This is a genomic window from Massilia sp. BKSP1R2A-1, assembly GCF_050586525.1.
Taxonomy (GTDB): Bacteria; Pseudomonadota; Gammaproteobacteria; order Burkholderiales; family Burkholderiaceae_D; genus Telluria.
Window position 1 is genome coordinate 242,201 of record NZ_JBOBRE010000001.1, and the last position, 17,327, is coordinate 259,527.

Below are 17,327 nucleotides of genomic sequence, written 5' to 3' on the forward strand. Positions count from 1 at the left end.
TTCCGCCGCCGCCGGCTCACTGCGCGTGATAGCGCTGGTCCAGCATCCGGTGCACCGCGTCGGCCGCCAGCGGCTCGCTGAACCACTGGCCCTGCAGCTGGTCGCAGCCGTGCGACTTCAGGAACTCGACCTGCGCCTCGTTTTCGACCGCTTCGCCGACCACGGCCAGTTCCAGGTTGTGGCCGATGTCGATCAGGGTCTTGGCCAGGCTGCCGCGGCCATCGCGCGTGATGTCGCGTACCGCGGTCTTGGACAGCTTCACCTGGCGCACCGAGAGCTGCTGCAGGAAGTTGAGGTCCGAGATGCCCTTGCCGAACTCGTCCAGCGAGAGGGCGACGCCGGCTTCGCGCAGCTGGCTCGACAGGTCGCGCCCGAGCCCGGGGTTGCGGATCAGGTCGGCTTCGGGGATCTCGATCTCCAGCGAGCCCGGCGGCAGGCCATGGCGCGTCATGCGTGCGGACAGGCCGGCAATGAAGCCGTGCTGGCTGTACTCGCGGTGCGACACGTTCACCGACACCGGCAGGCCGGTGTAGCCGAGCTGGCGCAGCTGCTGGAGAAAGGCGCAGGCCTGGTCCAGCACCCAACTGCCGATCTCGACCATCTGGCCGGTCTCCTCGGCCTCGGTGAGAAAGCTTGCCGGCAGCATGACCCCGTGTTCCGGATGGCGCCAGCGCAGCAGGGCTTCGAAGCCGCGCACCTTGCCGCTGCGCGCATCCATGCGCGGCTGGAACAGCAGGAACAGCTCGTCGTGGTCGAGGGCGCTGCGGATGCCCCTGGCCAGCGCAACGCGCTTCTCGTCGGCCGAGCGCATCTCGGGCGAGAAGAAATGCACGCCGCCGCCATTCCCCTTGGCATGGTACATGGCCATGTCGGCGCTGCGCACCAGCTCGGCGGGGTTCGATCCGTCGTGCGGATAGAGCGCCACGCCCAGGCTGGCGCCGACCGGGATCTCGTTGCCGCCGAAGGCGACCGGCATCGTCATCGAACGGCGCAGGCGCTCCACCATGCGCAGGGTGAAACGGACCGAGGGCTGGTCGACCAGCACCAGCACGAATTCGTCGCCCGACATGCGCGCCACCGTGTCGCTCTCGCGCACGGCCGCCTGCAGGCGCCGCGCCACCACCTTGAGCACCACGTCGCCGGCTTCGTGGCCGAAGGTGTCGTTGATGGTCTTGAAGTTGTCCAGGTCGATGAGGACGGCTGCCACCATCGTGTGGTGGCGATGGGCCAGGTGCACCGCATGGTCGAGGCGGTCCCACAGCAGGGTGCGGTTGGCCAGGCCGGTGAGGGGATCGTGGTTGACCTCGTGCTCGAGGTGGGCGGTGCGCTCCTTGATGGCGGTGACGTCCTGCAGGATGCCGATGAAGTGGGTGACTTCGCCGTGCTCGTCGCGCACCGGGGTGATGCGCAGGTCGTTCCAGAACACCTCGCCATTCTTGCGCCGGTTGCGGAACACCACGTTCACCGGGCGCCGCTCGGCCACGGCCAGGCGCACCTGGCTGCGTTCGTGGACGTCGAACTCGGGGGCGGTCATGAAGCGCGGGTCGCGCCCCAGCGACTCTTCCGCCGGGTAGCCGGCGATGCGCTCGAAGGCCGGGTTCACGTACTCGATGATGCTGTCGCGCCCGACGCAGCGGGTGATGACGATGCCGTTGCTGGCCGCGTGCAGGGCGCGTTCGCTCAGCATCAGCTGGCGCTCCTTGTCGCGCCGCTTCGCGATGCTGATGCCCATGCCGAACAGGTAGCGGTCGCCGTTGCAGGCGACCAGGGCGCCGCCCACCAGCATCGGGGTCTCGCGCCCGCTGCGCGACACATAGTTCATCTCCATCGACACCTCGGCGCCTTCCTCGAAGACGCGGCGGATGTTCTCGATCGCCACGGGACGCTCGTGCGGCTCGAACATGTCGAGCACCTGGGCCGCGGCCAGTTCGTCGGGCGTCATTTCGGTGAGGCGCTCGAGGTTGTGGTTCCACAGGACCAGGCGGCCGCCACGGTTGATCGCATAGAAGGTGCCGGGCAGCAGGTCGACCACCTCGGACAGCGGCGTGCTGCCCACGCGCACGGATTCTTCGGGAGACTCCCGCGGCGAGACCGTCACGCTGGCGCTCCAGCCCTGCGGCGCGCCGTCCGCGCCGTACTGGCGCAGCAGCACCAGGCGGGCCTTGCCGTCGGTGCCGCCGGCAAAGCGCATCCGCATCTTGCCGCCGCCGGTGGAAGCCAGCACCGGCCAGGAGGCCGTTCCCGGGAGCAGCTCGGTCAGCGCGTGTCCCGGCGCCTGCGCCGGCGTCCACCCGAACATGGCGGAGGCCGCCGGATTCCAGCTCATGACCTTGCCCTCGTCATCAAGCAGGAAGGTGACCTGCGCGGATGGTTCGATGATGGACATGCCGGCACCCTTTGTAAAAGCGCTCGCTGGAGGCCCAGATTACACGCCTTTGCGGGTGGGTGGCGCAAAACAACAAAGCCACGGCGAACCGTGGCTTTGAAGATATGGAACCGCGAAAGGCGCGCTCAGGCCGCGGCGATTTCCTGCTTCGGCGGCAGCGCGATCTCGTTGTTCACGCTGAACTGGTAGTCCTCGAACACATGCTGGGCCGACAGGATCTGGTAGCTGCCGTCCGCCAGGCGGTGGGTGGTGTCCTTCAGGCGGTAGGTGGTGTGGCCGCAGGTCCAGCAGTTGAAGTTGCGCATGTGCGTGCACAGGCAGGTCTTGTCCAGGACGGAGATGTTCTTGCCGTCCGGGCTGGCCTGCACTTCGCGGTTGTAGGAATTGATGTAGGCGCAGTTGCCGGTCGCGTCCAGCAGGTAGCCATAGGATTCGCAGCCCGGGCGGATGCCGGAGCCGATCGCCGGCGTGCTTTTCAGCATGCGCATCGGATAGCCGGTCGGCGAGACGCCGTTGACGATGATGTCCTCTTCGCTGGCGCGGAAGTACTCCTGCTTGACGTTGTCCGGCATGCCGCACTCGTGGGTCACGGTGAAGCGGGTCGCCACCTGCACGCCGCCGGCGCCTTTTTCCAGGAAACCGACCGCATCCGAACCGGTGAAGATGCCGCCCGCGGCGATCACCGGGATGTCGAGGTTCTGCTCGCGCATGAAGACATGGATCTCGTCCATGATGGTGTGCAGGTCGTACTGCTTCCAGTCGTCGATGCCGAAGCCCAGGTGGCCGCCGGCCAGCGGACCTTCGACGATGATGTAGTCGGGCAGGCGGTTCAGGCGCGAGACTTTCTTGAGGAACAGCTGCAGCGCGCGCACCGAGGACACGATGATGCCCAGGAAGGTAGCGCGGAAGCGCGGGTGATCCTTGATCAGCTCGAAGGAACCCAGGTGCAGGCCGGCCGACATGGTGATGCCGTCGATGCCGGCGTCCATCGCCGCCGACAGGCGGGTGCGCAGGGTTTCCTTGGGCGCGTTCATGGTCAGCTTTTCCATGCAGTTCACGAAGATCAGGCCATCGCCTTTCTTCGCTTCCATGGTCGAGCCCACGTGCAGGCGGGTCGCTTCGGCCAGGCGGTCGAGGTCGAACTGGACCACCGCCTTGTTCATGTTGTTGATGTTGAACTTGTAGAGCTTGGTCTTGTCCTTGACGAAGGTGGTGTCGAACTTGCGGTCCGAGACGTCCTGCACCATCGCATCGGAGATGTGTCCGATGCCGCCCAGGCGGGCCGCTTCCAGGGCCAGCTCGGAGGTCGAGATGTCCACGCCCATCCCGCCGATCATGATGGGCACGTACTCCTTGTTGCCCAGTCGCAGGCGGAAATCATCAACACGTTTCATTGCAATCCTTAAACCTTCGTATGTCCAACGCGTACACATGCACGATGGCCGGCGCATGGCACGGCCATCATTCTACTCCCGGGCGGGCCTGAAGCCACACCCCATTGCGGCCGCTGTCTTTTTCAGTCGCGGAAGTTGTTGAAGGCCAGCGGCAGGTCCTGGATATCCTTGCGCAGCAGGGCCATGGCAGCCTGCAGGTCGTCGCGCTTGGCGCCGGTGACGCGCACCGATTCGCCCTGGATGCTGGCCTGCACCTTCATCTTGCTTTCCTTGATCGCCTTGGTGATCTTCTTGGCGTCCTCGGTCTCGATGCCGTTGCGCACCTTGATGACCTGCTTGACCTTGTCGCCGCCGATCTTCTCGACCTTGCCTTCGTCGAGGAAGCGCACGTCGACCTTGCGCTTGGCCATCTTGTTGATCAGGACGTCCTTGACCTGGCCGAGCTGGAAGTCGGAGTCGGCGAACAGGGTCAGTTCCTTTTCCTTTTGTTCGACATTGGCCGAGCTGCCCTTGAAGTCGAAGCGGGTGGTGATTTCCTTGTTCGACTGTTCGACGGCGTTCTTCACTTCGACCATGTCTGCTTCGCAGACCACATCAAACGATGGCATGGCGTTTTTTCCTTTTTCTGGTAGTGCTAACTAGATGAATCCCTCTATTTTAACGGACAACGTCCCCGGGAGCCATCAATTTGCCCGTACGGAAACAGCCTGAACCGGGCTTGCACCCGCGTTGGCCCCGCATTGACTACTATAATGCTCGAAAAACACCCTCACGCCATGCACGCCATCCTCCACGACCATCCGCTCGATTCCCTGAATACTTTCCGCATCCCGGCACGGGCCCGGCACTACCTCCGGGTGGAAGGTGCTGAGCAGCTCGCGGCCCTGCGCGCCGATCCCGCACTCGCCGCGCTGCCGCGCCTGGTGCTGGGCGGCGGCAGCAATATGCTGTTCACCCGCGATGTCGAGGGCGTCGTGCTGCACATGACCGGCCTGGGCAAGGAAGCGCTGGGCGAGCAGGACGGCAGGATCCTGGTGCGCGCCCAGGCGGGCGAGAACTGGCACGCCTTCGTGCAATGGACCCTGGCCCAGGGCCTGGGCGGACTGGAAAACCTGTCCCTGATCCCCGGCACGGTGGGCGCGGCCCCGATCCAGAACGTGGGGGCTTACGGCACGGAAACTAGGGACGTGTTCCATTGTCTGACGGCATTCGACATGGCCAGCGGCGAAGTCCGCACGCTGGACGCCGCCGCTTGCCGCTTCGCCTACCGCGACAGCGTGTTCAAGCATGCCGAGGGCCGCGAACTGGTGGTGCTGGACGTGACGTTCACGCTGCCGGCGGCGTGGTCCCCGAACCTGCGCTATGCCGAACTGGCCAGGGCGGTCGAGGAAGCCGGCCTGGCCGCGCCGACGCCGCAGGAGGTGGGCCGCACCGTGGCAGCGATCCGGCGCCGCAAGCTCCCCGATCCGCTGGAAATCGGCAATGCGGGCAGCTTCTTCAAGAACCCCGTGGTATCGCAGGAACACTGCGCGCGCCTCTTGGCCGAATTCCCGAACCTGGTGCACCATGCACAGGCGGACGGCAGCGAGAAGCTGGCGGCCGGCTGGCTGATCGACCAGTGCGGCTGGAAGGGCCGCTCGCTGGGCCGGGCCGGCGTCTACCCGAAGCAGGCGCTGGTGCTGGTCAACCTGGGCGGGGCCACGGGAGACGAGGTGGTGCGGCTCGCGCGCGCGATCCAGGCCGACGTCAAGGCGCGCTACGGCGTCGAGCTGGAACCTGAACCGGTATTCATCTAGCGGAGGCGGGCATGATCAAGGCAGTCGTGACGGGCCACTCGCGCGGCCTGGGCGCCGCGGTGGCGGCCGAACTGATGGCGCGCGGCATTCCGGTGCTGGGGCTGGCGCGCGGACACGCGGAAGTGGCCGAGGGCATGGAGCAGGCCACGGTCGATTTCGGCGATGCCGCGGCGCTCGGCGCCTGGCTGCAGGGCCATACCCTGGCCGGCTTCCTTGCCGGCGCCGATACGGTGCTGCTGGTGAACAATGCCGGCGTCGTTTCGCCGGTGGGCCCGCTGGCCGAGCAGGAACCGGCCGCCGCGCTGCGCGCGGCCATCGTCAACGTGGGCGCGCCGCTGGCCCTGTCCGCCGCTGTCGTGCAGGCCGCGCCCCAGGCCGAACGGCGCATCCTGCACATCTCGAGCGGCGCGGGACGCAGCGCTTATCCGGGCTGGAGCGTGTACTGCGCGACCAAGGCGGCGCTCGACCAGCACGCCCGCGCAGTGGCGCTCGACGGCGACCCGCGGGTGCGCTGCGTCAGCATGGCGCCGGGCGTGATCGACACCGACATGCAGGCGGAGATCCGGGCCACGCCGGACGCGCGCTTTCCGCTCAAGCAGCGCTTCGTCGACATGAAGGAGGGCGGGGTGCTGGTCAGCCCCGCCGAATGCGCGGCCAGGCTGGTGGACTGCCTGCTGTCGAAGCGCTTCGGGCAGGAGCCGGTGGACGACCTGCGCAACGGCAGCTAGCCGAACACGGGAAGCTTTTCCGTGGCAATCGGAATCCGCAAGCGATCGTCATCACACGTGGCCAAGTTCGCCTATGGACGCAAGACCGTGCAGTTCTCTTGCTCTGACGCATTTGTCATCGCCAATTTCCCCTTCCCGGCAAGGACTCAGCAAACCCCCGTAAAGTAAAAAAGCCACCCGCAGGTGGCTTCCGAAGAGAGCGATGCGCCCTTACTTGCCGCGTGCTGCGCGCGCCTTGGCGGCGATGCGCATGCGCAGTGCGTTCAGCTTGATGAAGCCGCCCGCATCCGCCTGGTTGTAGGCGCCGCCGTCTTCATCGAAGGTGGCGATGTTCATGTCGAACAGCGAGTCGGTCTTCGAGTCGCGCGAGACGACGATGACGTTGCCCTTGTAGAGCTTCACGCGCACCCAGCCATTGACGGTCTTCTGGGTGTGGTCGATCAGGGTCTGCAGCGCGACGCGCTCCGGCGCCCACCAGTAGCCGTTATAGATCAGCGAAGCGTAGCGCGGCATCAGGTCGTCCTTCAGGTGCGCCACTTCGCGGTCCAGGGTGATCGATTCGATCGCGCGGTGGGCCTTGAGCATGATGGCGCCGCCCGGGGTTTCGTAGCAGCCGCGCGACTTCATGCCGACGTAGCGGTTTTCCACCAGGTCGAGGCGCCCGATGCCGTGCTTGCCGCCCAGGCGGTTCAGTTCGGTCAGCACCTCGGCCGCGCTCATGCGCTTGCCGTTCAGCGCGACGATGTCGCCCTGCGCGTACTCGATGTCGAGGTACTCGGCTTCGTTCGGCGCCTGCTCCGGCGACACGGTCCAGCGCCACATCGATTCCTCGGCTTCCGCGCTCGGGTTTTCCAGGTGGCGGCCTTCGAAGGAGATGTGCAGCAGGTTGGCGTCCATCGAGTAGGGCGCGCCGCCGTTCTTGTGCTTCATGTCGATCTCGATGCCGGCGTCTTCCGCGTACTTCAGCAGCTTCTCGCGCGACAGCAGGTCCCATTCACGCCACGGAGCGATGATCTTGACGTCGGGCTTCAGGGCGTAAGCGCCCAGCTCGAAGCGCACCTGGTCGTTGCCCTTGCCGGTCGCGCCGTGCGAGATGGCGTCGGCGCCGGTGGCGTTGGCGATCTCGATCAGGCGCTTGGCGATCAGCGGACGCGCGATCGAGGTGCCCAGCAGGTATTCGCCTTCGTAGACGGTGTTCGCACGGAACATCGGGAACACGAAGTCGCGCACGAATTCTTCGCGCACGTCGTCGATGTAGATGTTTTCCGGCTTGATGCCGAACTTGATCGCCTTGGCGCGCGCCGGCTCCAGTTCTTCGCCCTGGCCGAGGTCGGCGGTGAAGGTGACGATTTCGCAGTTGTAGTGATCCTGCAGCCATTTGAGGATGACCGAGGTATCGAGGCCGCCGGAGTAGGCGAGGACTACTTTTTTAATGTCGCTCATGGATGTTCCAGTGAAGGGAGGGAGGTGGGGACTAAATGGTCAGCCGGCCCATGGGGAGTCCGTCGCGGCAATGCTGGGGCGGACGGGCAGACGATCAAACATAAGGTCGTGGGTGCTTCAGGTTGAAAAAATCTTATACCGGCGCATGGCAGACGGCTTCGATGTTGTGGCCGTCCGGGTCGAGCACGAAGGCGCCGTAATAGTGCTCATGATAATGCGGACGCGGTCCCGGCGCGCCGTTGTCGCGGCCACCGGCGGCCAGCGCGGCCTGATAAAACGCGTCCACTTGCGCGCGGTTCGTCACGCGGAAGGCCACGTGCACCGGCGGATGGTTCACCGGCTTGTCGAGGGTCGCGCCCGAGATCCAGAAATCCGGCTTGGGCGGCTCGCCGAAACCGGCGACATCGGTGCTCTTCGTGACCGCGGCCGGAATCTCGGCCAGCAGCGCATAGCCGATCGGCGCCAGCGCCTGCGTGTAGAAGGCGCGGCTGCGTTCGAAATCGGAGACGATGACGCCGGTGTGGTCGATCATTATTTATCCTCGATGCGGCCCAGCAGCAGGTATTCGATCAGGGCCTTCTGCACGTGCAGGCGGTTCTCGGCTTCGTCCCAGACCACCGACTGCGGACCGTCGATGACCTCGGCCGCGACTTCCTCGCCGCGGTGGGCCGGCAGGCAGTGCATGAACAGGGCGTCCGGGGTGGCGCGCGCCATCTTGGCGGCGTCCACGATGAAGCCGTCGAAGGCTTTCAGGCGCTCGGCGTTTTCCTTCTCGTAGCCCATGCTGGTCCACACGTCGGTGCTGACCAGGTGCGCGCCTTCGCAGGCATCCGACGGGTTGTCGAACAGGGTGTAGCGCTGCGTGCTGACCAGCTTCGGATCGAGCTCGTAGCCCTTGGGCGTCGAGACGTTCAGGTGGAAACCGAACACCTCGGCCGCCTGCAGCCAGGAGTACAGCATGTTGTTGGCGTCGCCGATCCAGGCGACCGTCTTGCCGGCGATCGGGCCGCGGTGCTCGTAGAAAGTGAAAATGTCGGCCAGCACCTGGCAGGGGTGGTGTTCGTTGGTCAGGCCGTTGATCACCGGGACGCGCGAGTTGGCGGCGAAACGCTCGATGATCTCCTGGCCGAAGGTGCGCACCATGATGATGTCGCACATGCGGGACATGACCTGGCCCGCGTCTTCCACCGGCTCGCCGCGGCCCAGCTGGCTGTCGCGGGTGTTCAGGTAGATCGCGGCGCCGCCCAGCTGGTGCATGCCGGCCTCGAAGGACAGGCGGGTGCGGGTCGAGCTCTTCTCGAACACCATCACCAGGGTGCGGTCGACCAGCGGGTGATAGACCTCGTAGGCCTTGAACTTGCGCTTGATGACCTTGGCGCGCTCGATGACGTACTCGAATTCGTCGAAGGTGAAATCGGAAAACTGCAGGAAGTGTTTGATAGCTTGTGCTGCCATGGCGTCGTTCGCTTTGCTGTTATCCATACGATTATAAGGGCTTTTGCTTGACGCTAGGGAAAGCGGCTCAGCCGGGACTCAATACAGGGTCTGCGAGGACTCGTGCAGCAGCTGCCCATACAGCGCATGCCGCATCTTCGCGATCTTCCCGTCGGCCACCGCGCCCAGCACCGCGCACTGCGGCTCGGCCAGGTGGCGGCAGTTATAGTACTTGCAGCCGCCCAGGTAGGGCTTGAACTCCACGAAAGCCCGCTCCAGCATCCCTTCGGTCAGGTGGTAGAGCCCGAATTCCTGGAAGCCCGGCGAGTCGATGATCGATGCGCCCCCGGGCAGCCAATAGAGGCGCGTAAATGTCGTGGTGTGCTTGCCCGTATCCAGCGCCTCGGAAATCTCGCGCACCGCGATGTCGGCATCCGGCACCAGGAGGTTGATGAGCGAAGACTTGCCCATGCCCGACTGGCCGATGAAGATCGAGGACTGGCCTGCAAGGAGCGGCATCAGGGTCTCGACCGCGTGTTCCGGACGGGCACGCGCCGACAGCTCGTGCACCGGGTAGCCGAGCGAGGCATACAGGCCCACGCGCTCGCGGGCGCGCGCCAGCGGTTCCTCGACGTCGACCTTGTTCAGGATGATGTGGGCCTCGATGCCGGCCGCTTCGGCCGCCACCAGCGAGCGCGAAACCAGGTCGTCGGCGAAGCTCGGCTCGGTGGCGACGACGATGAAGAGGCGCGAGATGTTCGCAGCCAGCAGCTTCGACTTGTACTGGTCCGAGCGGTAGAGCAGGGTGGTGCGGTCGGCGATCTTCTCGATCACGGCCTGGTCGTTCGAGGTGCGCTTCAAGTGCACGACGTCGCCGACGGCGACATTGGTCTTCTTGCCGCGCGTGACGCATTGCAGCTTCTCGCCGTCCGCATCGGCGAGGTAGTGGCGTCCGTGGGCCGCGATGATGGTGCCGGTCAAGGTGTTGTCAACTGAGCTCATGCGCCGGTCCTCTGCGCGTACAGCGCATCCACTTTGGCCGCGCAGATGAAGTCGTTCATCGACAGCGCATTGCCGGCCGAATGCGTGGTGTAGGCGACCAGGCAGCGGCGGTAGCCGACCGTCAGGTCAGGGTGATGGTTCTCGCCCTCGGCCAGCCAGGCGACCGCGTTCACGAAGGCGATGGTTTCGCGGTAGTCGCGGAAGGTGAATTCGCGCGCGATGGTGCCGTCGATGGCTTGCCAGCCCGGTACCTGGGCCAGCAGGGCCGGACGGTCGCCGGCGTCCAGGGCCGGCGCGCCATGCACGCTGTGGTGGTCGAGAAGACTCATGCGGCCGCCATGTTCAGGTGCTTGACGCGCACCGAGGCCGGCGGGTGCGAATCGTAGAAGGCCGAGTGCAGCGGGTCCGGCGTCAGGGTCGAGGCGTTGTCCTCGTACATCTTGACCAGGGCCGAGACCAGGTCGCGATGGTCGGTATGCTGCGCCGCGAAGGCGTCCGCTTCGAATTCATGCTTGCGCGAGGTGATCGAGTTCAGGGGCGCGAGCACGAAGGTGAAGATCGGCAGGACGAGGGCGAACAGGATCAGGGCCATGCCGTCGTTGGACGCATCCATCATCGGCGTCACGCCCAGGCCCGTGTAGAACCAGGCTTGCCCCTTGAGGTAGCCCAGCAGGGCGAGGAAAGCCAGCGACAGCGCGAACATCACGGCGATGCGCTTGATGATGTGCTTGAGCTTGAAGTGGCCCAGCTCGTGCGCCAGCACGGCTTCGATCTCCTGCGGCTCGAGGCGCGAGAGCAGGGTGTCGAAGAAGACGATGCGCTTGTTGCTGCCGAAGCCCGAGAAGTAGGCATTGCCGTGGGCGCTGCGCTTGCTGCCGTCCATCACGAACAGGCCCTTGGACGCGAAGCCGACGCGCGCCATCAGGCCTTCGATGCGCTCCTTCAGCGAGACGTCGGCGAGCGGGGTGAACTTGTTGAACATCGGCGCGATCACGGTCGGGTAGAGCACCATCATCAGGAGCTGGAAGCCGCTCCACACGCACCAGGCCCACAGCCACCACAGGTCGCCGCTCTTTTCCATCAGGGCCAGGATCACCCACAGGAGCGGCAGGCCGATCACCGCGCCCACCAGGGCGCCCTTGACCATGTCGGCCACCCACAGGCCGGGCGTCATCTTGTTGAAGCCGAAGCGCTCCTCGAGCACGAACTGGCGGTACCAGTCGAGCGGCAGGTCGAGCAGGGCGGACAGCGCGGCGAATGCGACCACCAGCGCCATCTGGTGCAGGGTGCCCGGGCCGGTGACCGGCAGCAGGGCCATGGACAAGGCCTGCAGGCCGCCCAGCAAGGTAAATCCGATCAGCACCGCGCCGCCCCACAGCAGCGACACGATGCCGAGCCGGGTCTTGGCGACCGTGTAGTCGGCGGCCTTCTGGTGCGCCGCGAGTGGCACTTTCGGCGCAAACTCGGCGGGTACGCTGGCGCGGTGGCGCAGCACGTGCCGGATATGCCGGCCGGCCAGCCAGAAGCGCAGACCGAGCGTCAGCGCAAAGAAAACCACGAACAAAACCGAAAACCCGAGTGAAGACATGCTGTGCCTGTGAGAAAATGCAGGGTTACTATCTAGAACGCTCAGCGCAGTCCTAATAAAGCAAAGAGAGAATTATGTCACAAGCTACACAAACCGAAGGGGCCGCCGCGCCCGCGCGTCCGAATGAATTCAACCTGGTCTGGCTCGACATGGAGATGACGGGCCTGGACCCGGATACCGACCGCATCATCGAAGTCGCCGTGGTCGTCACCGATCCCGATCTGAACATCATCGCCGAAGGCCCGGTGTTCGCCATCCACCAGTCGGACGAGACCCTGGACAAGATGGACAACTGGAACAAGGGCACCCACGGCAAGTCGGGCCTGATCGACCGCGTCAAGGCCTCCACCGTCACGGAAGCCCAGGCCGAGCAGGAGCTGATCGCCTTCCTGAAGCAGTACGTCCCGGCGAACAAGTCGCCGATGTGCGGCAACTCGATCTGCCAGGACCGCCGCTTCATGGCGCGCGGCATGCCGAAGCTGGAAGCCTTCTTCCACTACCGTAACCTGGACGTGTCGACCCTGAAGGAACTGTGCCGCCGCTGGAAGCCCGAGCTCGCGTCCGGCTTCAAGAAGCACCAGAAGCACACCGCCCTGGCCGACATCCATGAGTCCATCGAAGAGCTGCGCTACTACCGCGAGCACTTCATCAAGTTGTAAGCAAAATTGCCTATCATGCAAATGTGACTGATAGGCAATCTTTGTGAGACAATCGGGTCATGGTTCAAGCACCACATACCGGGCCCGGCGACGGGGTGGCGATGCGCATGCGCATCCGCCGCCATGACTGGAGCCAGACCCCCCTTGGTCCGCAGGAAGCCTGGCCGGGCGCCCTGCGCACGGCGTTGGACATGATGCTGCACTCGGCCTTCCCCATGTTCATGGCCTGGGGGCCGGACCTGGTCTTCCTCTACAACGACGCCTACGTGCCCCTGCTCGGGCAGAAGCACGGCCGCGCGCTGGGCGCCCGCTTCGCCGACCTGTGGGCCGAGGTCTGGAACGAGATGGTGCCGCTGATCGACCGCGCGCTATCCGGCAAGCCCGTGTATTTCGAGGACATGCCGATGACCGTGGAGCGGCGCGGCTATCCTGAACGCGCCCACTTCACCTTCTCGCATGCGCCGCTGATCGGCGACGACGGCCAGGTCGCCGGCCTGTTCTGCACCGTGATGGAAACCACGCGCCGGGTCGCGGCCGAACGGCGCGCGGCCTTCGAGCTGACCGTGTCGGATGCGCTGCGTCCGCTCGCTTCGAGCGAGGAGGTGATCGCCATCGCCAGCGCCCTGCTGGGCGGCGAGCTGCATGCGGGCCGCGTCGTGTATGCCGAGATGAACGGGGCGAACGGACGCTTCTCGGTGCCGCGCTGGTGGGCGCGCGACGGCCGCGCGCTGTCTCAACCTTCCTTCAGCTTCGACGAATTCGGACCGGCGGTCGGCAGCGCCCTGCGCGCCGGCGACGTGGTGCGCATCCACGACACCGCGCACGACGTGCGCACCGTCGGCTACCGCAGCGCCTACACCGGTAACGGCGTTGCCGACCGCATCGCCGCGCTCCTGATCGTGCCGCTGGTGAAATCCGGGCAGCTGCGGGCCTGCCTGGGCATCGACTGCCCGCAACCGCGCTACTGGAGCGAGGACGACATCCAGCTGGCGCGCGACGTGGCCGAGCGCACCTGGTCGGCGGTCGAAACCGCGCGCGCCCAGGCCGAGCTGCGCGCGGAGCGCGACCGCAGCCGCAACATCTTCGACACCATCGCCGAAGGCTTCGCCCTGTTCGACGCCGACTGGACGATCATCGAAATGAACGCCGAAGGCCTGCGCCTGTGCCGCGCCACGGCGCAGGAGGTCATCGGGCGCAATCACTGGGAGGTGTTTCCCCATACGGTCGACATGGACTCGGGACGCATGTACCGCGAGGTGATGCAGACTCGCGTCGCCTCCGGCGCCGTCTACGCGCATACCTGTCCGGATGGCCAGCGGATCTGGACCGAGGTGCGCGCCTATCCGATGCCGGACGGCGGCATTGCTTCCTTCTTCCGCGACATCACCGACCGCAAGCTGGCCGAGGAAAAGCTGGTCGAGGCCGACCGCCGCAAGGACGAATTCCTGGCCATGCTGGCCCACGAGCTGAGGAATCCCCTGGCGCCGATCAGCGCCGCCGCCGAGCTGCTGCGCATCGGCAGCGGCGACGAGGCCCGGGTGCGCCAGAGCAGCAGCATCATCGGGCGCCAGGTGCGCCACATGACGCGCCTGGTCGACGACCTGCTGGACGTCTCGCGCGTCACGCGCGGCCTGATCACGCTGGAGCGCGCCCGCGTGGCCGCGCGCGCCGTTGTGCAGGAGGCGGTGGAGCAGGTGCGTCCGAACATCGAGGCGCGCGGCCAGCGCCTGGCCGTCCACCTGCCGCCCTCCTGGGCGACGGTGGAGGGCGACAAGGCGCGCCTGGTGCAGGTGGTGGCCAATGTGCTGGGCAACGCCGCCAAGTACACGCAGGAGGGGCGCGGCATCGACCTGCGCGCCGAGGTGCGCTCCGGTCACCTGGCGATCAGCGTGCGCGACGAGGGCATCGGCATGGACCGCGAACTCACCAGCCGCGTGTTCGACCTGTTCACGCAAGCCGAACGCTCGTCGGACCGCTCCCAGGGCGGCCTGGGACTGGGCCTGGCGCTGGTGCGCAACCTGGTCGAGCTGCACGGCGGGATGGTGAGCTGTTCCAGCCCCGGGCCGGGCAAGGGCAGCACCTTCGTCATCACGCTGCCGCTGCTGCGCGACGAGACGCAGCAGAATGCCGGTACGCCCGCAACGGCGCCGCCGGCCGCATGCGCGGGCGCCTTGAAGGTGCTGGTGGTGGACGACAATGTGGACGCGGCCGAGACCCTCGGCCTGCTATTGGCCGCGCACGGCCACGAGGTCGTGATCGAACACGACTCGCTGCGCGCGCTCGAGCGGGCGCGCAGCGTGGCGCCGGATGTCTGCCTGTTGGATATCGGCCTGCCCGAGATGGACGGCCGCGAACTGGCGCGGCGCCTGCGCGCCCAGCCGGAAACCGCGAACGCGGTGCTGGTGGCCGTCACCGGCTACGGCCAGCAGCAGGACCGCGAAGACGCGTTTGCCGCCGGCTTCCAGCATCACCTGGTCAAGCCGGTGGACTTCGAGGCGCTGGCGCGCCTGCTGGAGGGCGTAGGGTGTGCGGCTTCGCCGCACGCGCGTTCAAGCGGCGTGTGAATGGACGATGCGCCTGGTCTCACCGTGTAGCTGAACGCGCGGACGGCAAAGCGTGATCTGGTCCACTGGACCAGATCACCCCTACAACGGTAATTCTCAGCGCATCTGGGTGTAGTTCACCGGGATGAACTTGTAACCCTTGCCTTCGGTCTGCAGGTAGCCCATGCCCGGGAACTGCAGGTGGGCGCCGCCGATCAGGTAGCCGCCCTTGGCAGCGGCGTCGAATTCCTTCTTGCGGGTGGCGGCTGCGGCTTTCTGGTCGCTGTCGAAGTCGATTGTCACGGCCGGGTTTTCCATCTGCACCGCGGCAACGTGGATCAGGTCGCCGATCACGAGCAGCTTCTGGCCGCCGCTCTCCACCAGGTAGCTGGTGTGGCCAGGGGTATGGCCGCCGGTCGGGTTCGAGCGGATGCCGGGGACCAGTTCGACGCTGCCTTCGAAGGCCTTGAAGCGGCCGGCTTTCACATAGGGACCGAGGGCGGCCTGGGCGCCCTTGAAGGTGTCCTTGTCGGTGGACTTCTCCATGTTCGCCTGGCTCAGCCAGTGGTCCGATTCCGCCTTGCTGGCGCGCACGATGGCCTTGCTGAACACGGCCGCCGAATCCTTCACCAGGCCGCCGGCGTGGTCGCCGTGGAAGTGGGTCAGGTAGATCTCGTCGACCTGCTCGGGCGAATACCCGGCGGCCTTCATATTGGCGACCAGCTTGCCGAGGGTGGGGCCGAAGAAGGAGCCGGCGCCGGTGTCGATGAGGATCAGCTTGTTGCCGGTATTGATCAGGTAGGCGTTGTCCGAGGTTTCCAGCATCGGCTTCAGGTGGGCCTTGGCCAGGGTCGCCTGCGTCTTCTTCGGATCCTGGGCCAGCAGCTTGTCGACCGGAAGGTCGACGGTGCCGTCCGACAGCGGGGTGACTTCGAACTGGCCCAGCATCATGCGCGACCAGCCCGGAGCCGGCGTCTTGGCCATCGGGGCGGCGGCGAGGGCCGGCGTGGCGATGCAGAATGCGGCGACGGCGGCGGCAAGGGTGGACAGGGTTCGTTGTGGGAGGTTCATCGCGGTTCCTTGTTGTTGTGGTCTGCGGGGCGCAGTGCATTGCGAATCGTACATGATTGCATCATGGGATGCTGAACGCTGCAGGGGGAAGCAAGATAGCGCAAGCTGTGGTGTAATGGCAGGCTCATTTGCTGTATTTTCTGTCCATGTTCTCCACGCTGTTCAAACGGCTGCGACTGCGCCCGGCCGGACCCGCCACCTTCCCGGGCCAGGCCCGTTCCGCCCTCGGGGCCTTGCTGGCCCTCCTGACCACCGCCCTGGTGACCCGCGCCGCCCTCGGCGGCACCTTCGCCGCGTCCCTGCCTTACCTGGTGGCGCCGATGGCCGCCTCCGCCGTGCTCCTGTTCTGCCTGCCGGCTGCGCCGCTGGCCCAGCCCTGGCCCGTCATCGGCGGCAACGTAATCTCCGCCCTGGTCGGCGCCGCCTGCGTCCAGCTGGGCGACCCCTTGTGGACCGCACCGCTGGCGGGTGGCCTGGCGATCGCCGCGATGGCCGCGCTGCGCTGCCTGCATCCGCCCGGCGGGGCGGTGGCCGTCACCGCCGTGCTGGGCGGGGCGGCGGTGCAGAAGGCGGGCTTGTGGTTCGCCCTGGCGCCGGTGGGCGTGAACTCGGTGCTGATGGTGCTGGGCGCCGTGGTGTGGAACAACCTGTCGGGACACCGTTATCCGCACGTGCAGCCGGTCGTGCGCCCGCCCGAGCAGAAGGCGGGGTTCGCGCGCGAAGACCTGGACGCGGCGCTCGACAGCTACGGCGAGACGCTCGACGTCAGCCGCGACGACCTGGCCTCGATTCTGGCCGACACCGAGCAGCGCGCCGCCGAGCGGCGTGCGCGCCAGCAGACCTGCGGCGCGGTGGCGCATCCGCTGCCGGCCACCCTGGGTGCGGAGATGCCGCTGGCGCAAGCGCGTGCCCTGCTGCTGCGCCACGGCGAGCCGGCGCTGCCGGTGCTCGACAGCGAAGGGCGGCCGGTCGGCGTGCTGAGCATGGCGGCCATGGTGGCTGCCGGCGGCGCGGCGACAAGGCCGCTGCCGGCGCGGGCGCGGCGGGCGACGGCGCTGCTGTTCGGCCGCGATACGGCGCCGACCGTGGGCAGCCTGGTCGAGATGGAATGCGTGGCGCTGCGGGACAATGCGCCGCTGGCGGCGCTGCTGGCGCGCTTCCATGACGGGGCGCAGCAGGTGTATGTAGTGGATGGGGAAGGGCGCCTCACCGGGATCGTGAGGCCCCGGGATTTGCTGGCGGGGCTCGGAGGGGAAGTGCTGGAGGCGGCTGCCTGAGTCGCG

15 protein-coding genes are annotated in these 17,327 nt (G+C 66.5%); 5 read left to right on the forward strand and 10 right to left on the reverse strand.

Features of this window, described 5'->3' with window-relative positions:
* Positions 1-16: 16 nt before the first annotated feature.
* The 3 genes from ACQ7JA_RS01060 to ACQ7JA_RS01070 form a co-directional block, all read right to left on the reverse strand.
* Positions 17-2,386 carry an EAL domain-containing protein gene (locus tag ACQ7JA_RS01060; protein ID WP_430894060.1) on the reverse strand — a complete coding sequence of 790 codons (2,370 nt, stop codon included), beginning with the start codon at positions 2,384-2,386 and terminating at the stop codon, positions 17-19.
* 125 nt (positions 2,387-2,511) lie between these two features.
* Positions 2,512-3,780: a nitronate monooxygenase gene (locus ACQ7JA_RS01065; protein ID WP_430894061.1), complete on the reverse strand. Its 1,269-nt coding sequence runs from the start codon at positions 3,778-3,780 to the stop codon at positions 2,512-2,514.
* Between the two features lie 122 nt (positions 3,781-3,902).
* Entirely contained in the window at positions 3,903-4,388 is a 486-nt protein-coding gene (locus ACQ7JA_RS01070; protein WP_430894062.1) for a YajQ family cyclic di-GMP-binding protein, read from the reverse strand.
* Between the two features lie 168 nt (positions 4,389-4,556).
* On the opposite strand from ACQ7JA_RS01070, the gene murB reads away from it, so the two are divergent.
* The gene (gene murB, locus ACQ7JA_RS01075; protein WP_430894063.1) at positions 4,557-5,576 is read left to right on the forward strand and encodes a UDP-N-acetylmuramate dehydrogenase; all 1,020 of its coding nucleotides are present in this window, start codon (positions 4,557-4,559) and stop codon (positions 5,574-5,576) included.
* Between the two features lie 11 nt (positions 5,577-5,587).
* The gene (locus tag ACQ7JA_RS01080) at positions 5,588-6,304 is read left to right on the forward strand and encodes an SDR family oxidoreductase (RefSeq protein ID WP_430894064.1); all 717 of its coding nucleotides are present in this window, start codon (positions 5,588-5,590) and stop codon (positions 6,302-6,304) included.
* A gap of 210 nt (positions 6,305-6,514) precedes the next feature.
* On the opposite strand, the gene ACQ7JA_RS01085 is transcribed toward ACQ7JA_RS01080, so the two are convergent.
* The 6 genes from ACQ7JA_RS01085 to ACQ7JA_RS01110 form a co-directional block, all read right to left on the reverse strand.
* A complete protein-coding gene (locus tag ACQ7JA_RS01085; RefSeq protein ID WP_430894065.1) occupies positions 6,515-7,747 on the reverse strand; it encodes an argininosuccinate synthase in 1,233 nt (410 codons plus the stop codon).
* A 133-nt stretch (positions 7,748-7,880) separates the two neighbouring features.
* Positions 7,881-8,279, reverse strand: a complete 399-nt coding sequence (locus ACQ7JA_RS01090; RefSeq protein WP_430894066.1) for a VOC family protein — start codon at positions 8,277-8,279, stop codon at positions 7,881-7,883.
* Entirely contained in the window at positions 8,279-9,202 is a 924-nt protein-coding gene (gene argF, locus ACQ7JA_RS01095; protein ID WP_430894067.1) for an ornithine carbamoyltransferase, read from the reverse strand. The genes ACQ7JA_RS01090 and argF overlap by 1 nt, the downstream gene beginning before the upstream one ends.
* Before the next feature lie 78 nt (positions 9,203-9,280).
* The gene (gene rsgA, locus ACQ7JA_RS01100; RefSeq protein ID WP_430894068.1) at positions 9,281-10,183 is read right to left on the reverse strand and encodes a ribosome small subunit-dependent GTPase A; all 903 of its coding nucleotides are present in this window, start codon (positions 10,181-10,183) and stop codon (positions 9,281-9,283) included.
* Positions 10,180-10,512: a 4a-hydroxytetrahydrobiopterin dehydratase gene (locus ACQ7JA_RS01105; RefSeq protein ID WP_430894069.1), complete on the reverse strand. Its 333-nt coding sequence runs from the start codon at positions 10,510-10,512 to the stop codon at positions 10,180-10,182. The genes rsgA and ACQ7JA_RS01105 overlap by 4 nt, the downstream gene beginning before the upstream one ends.
* Entirely contained in the window at positions 10,509-11,771 is a 1,263-nt protein-coding gene (locus ACQ7JA_RS01110) for a M48 family metallopeptidase (protein ID WP_430894070.1), read from the reverse strand. The genes ACQ7JA_RS01105 and ACQ7JA_RS01110 overlap by 4 nt, the downstream gene beginning before the upstream one ends.
* A 74-nt stretch (positions 11,772-11,845) precedes the next feature.
* Here ACQ7JA_RS01110 and orn point away from each other — a divergent pair, with 74 nt between their 5' ends.
* The gene (gene orn / locus ACQ7JA_RS01115; RefSeq protein ID WP_430894071.1) at positions 11,846-12,430 is read left to right on the forward strand and encodes an oligoribonuclease; all 585 of its coding nucleotides are present in this window, start codon (positions 11,846-11,848) and stop codon (positions 12,428-12,430) included.
* 59 nt (positions 12,431-12,489) lie between these two features.
* Positions 12,490-14,994 carry an ATP-binding protein gene (locus ACQ7JA_RS01120; protein WP_430894072.1) on the forward strand — a complete coding sequence of 835 codons (2,505 nt, stop codon included), beginning with the start codon at positions 12,490-12,492 and terminating at the stop codon, positions 14,992-14,994.
* A 96-nt stretch (positions 14,995-15,090) separates the two neighbouring features.
* Here the strand turns inward: ACQ7JA_RS01120 and ACQ7JA_RS01125 are convergent, their stop codons facing one another.
* Positions 15,091-16,044, reverse strand: a complete 954-nt coding sequence (locus tag ACQ7JA_RS01125) for an MBL fold metallo-hydrolase (RefSeq protein ID WP_430894073.1) — start codon at positions 16,042-16,044, stop codon at positions 15,091-15,093.
* A gap of 146 nt (positions 16,045-16,190) precedes the next feature.
* On the opposite strand from ACQ7JA_RS01125, the gene ACQ7JA_RS01130 reads away from it, so the two are divergent.
* Positions 16,191-17,321, forward strand: coding sequence for an HPP family protein (locus ACQ7JA_RS01130; protein WP_430894074.1), 1,131 nt, complete (start codon positions 16,191-16,193; stop codon positions 17,319-17,321).
* The last annotated feature ends 6 nt before the right edge of the window (positions 17,322-17,327 follow it).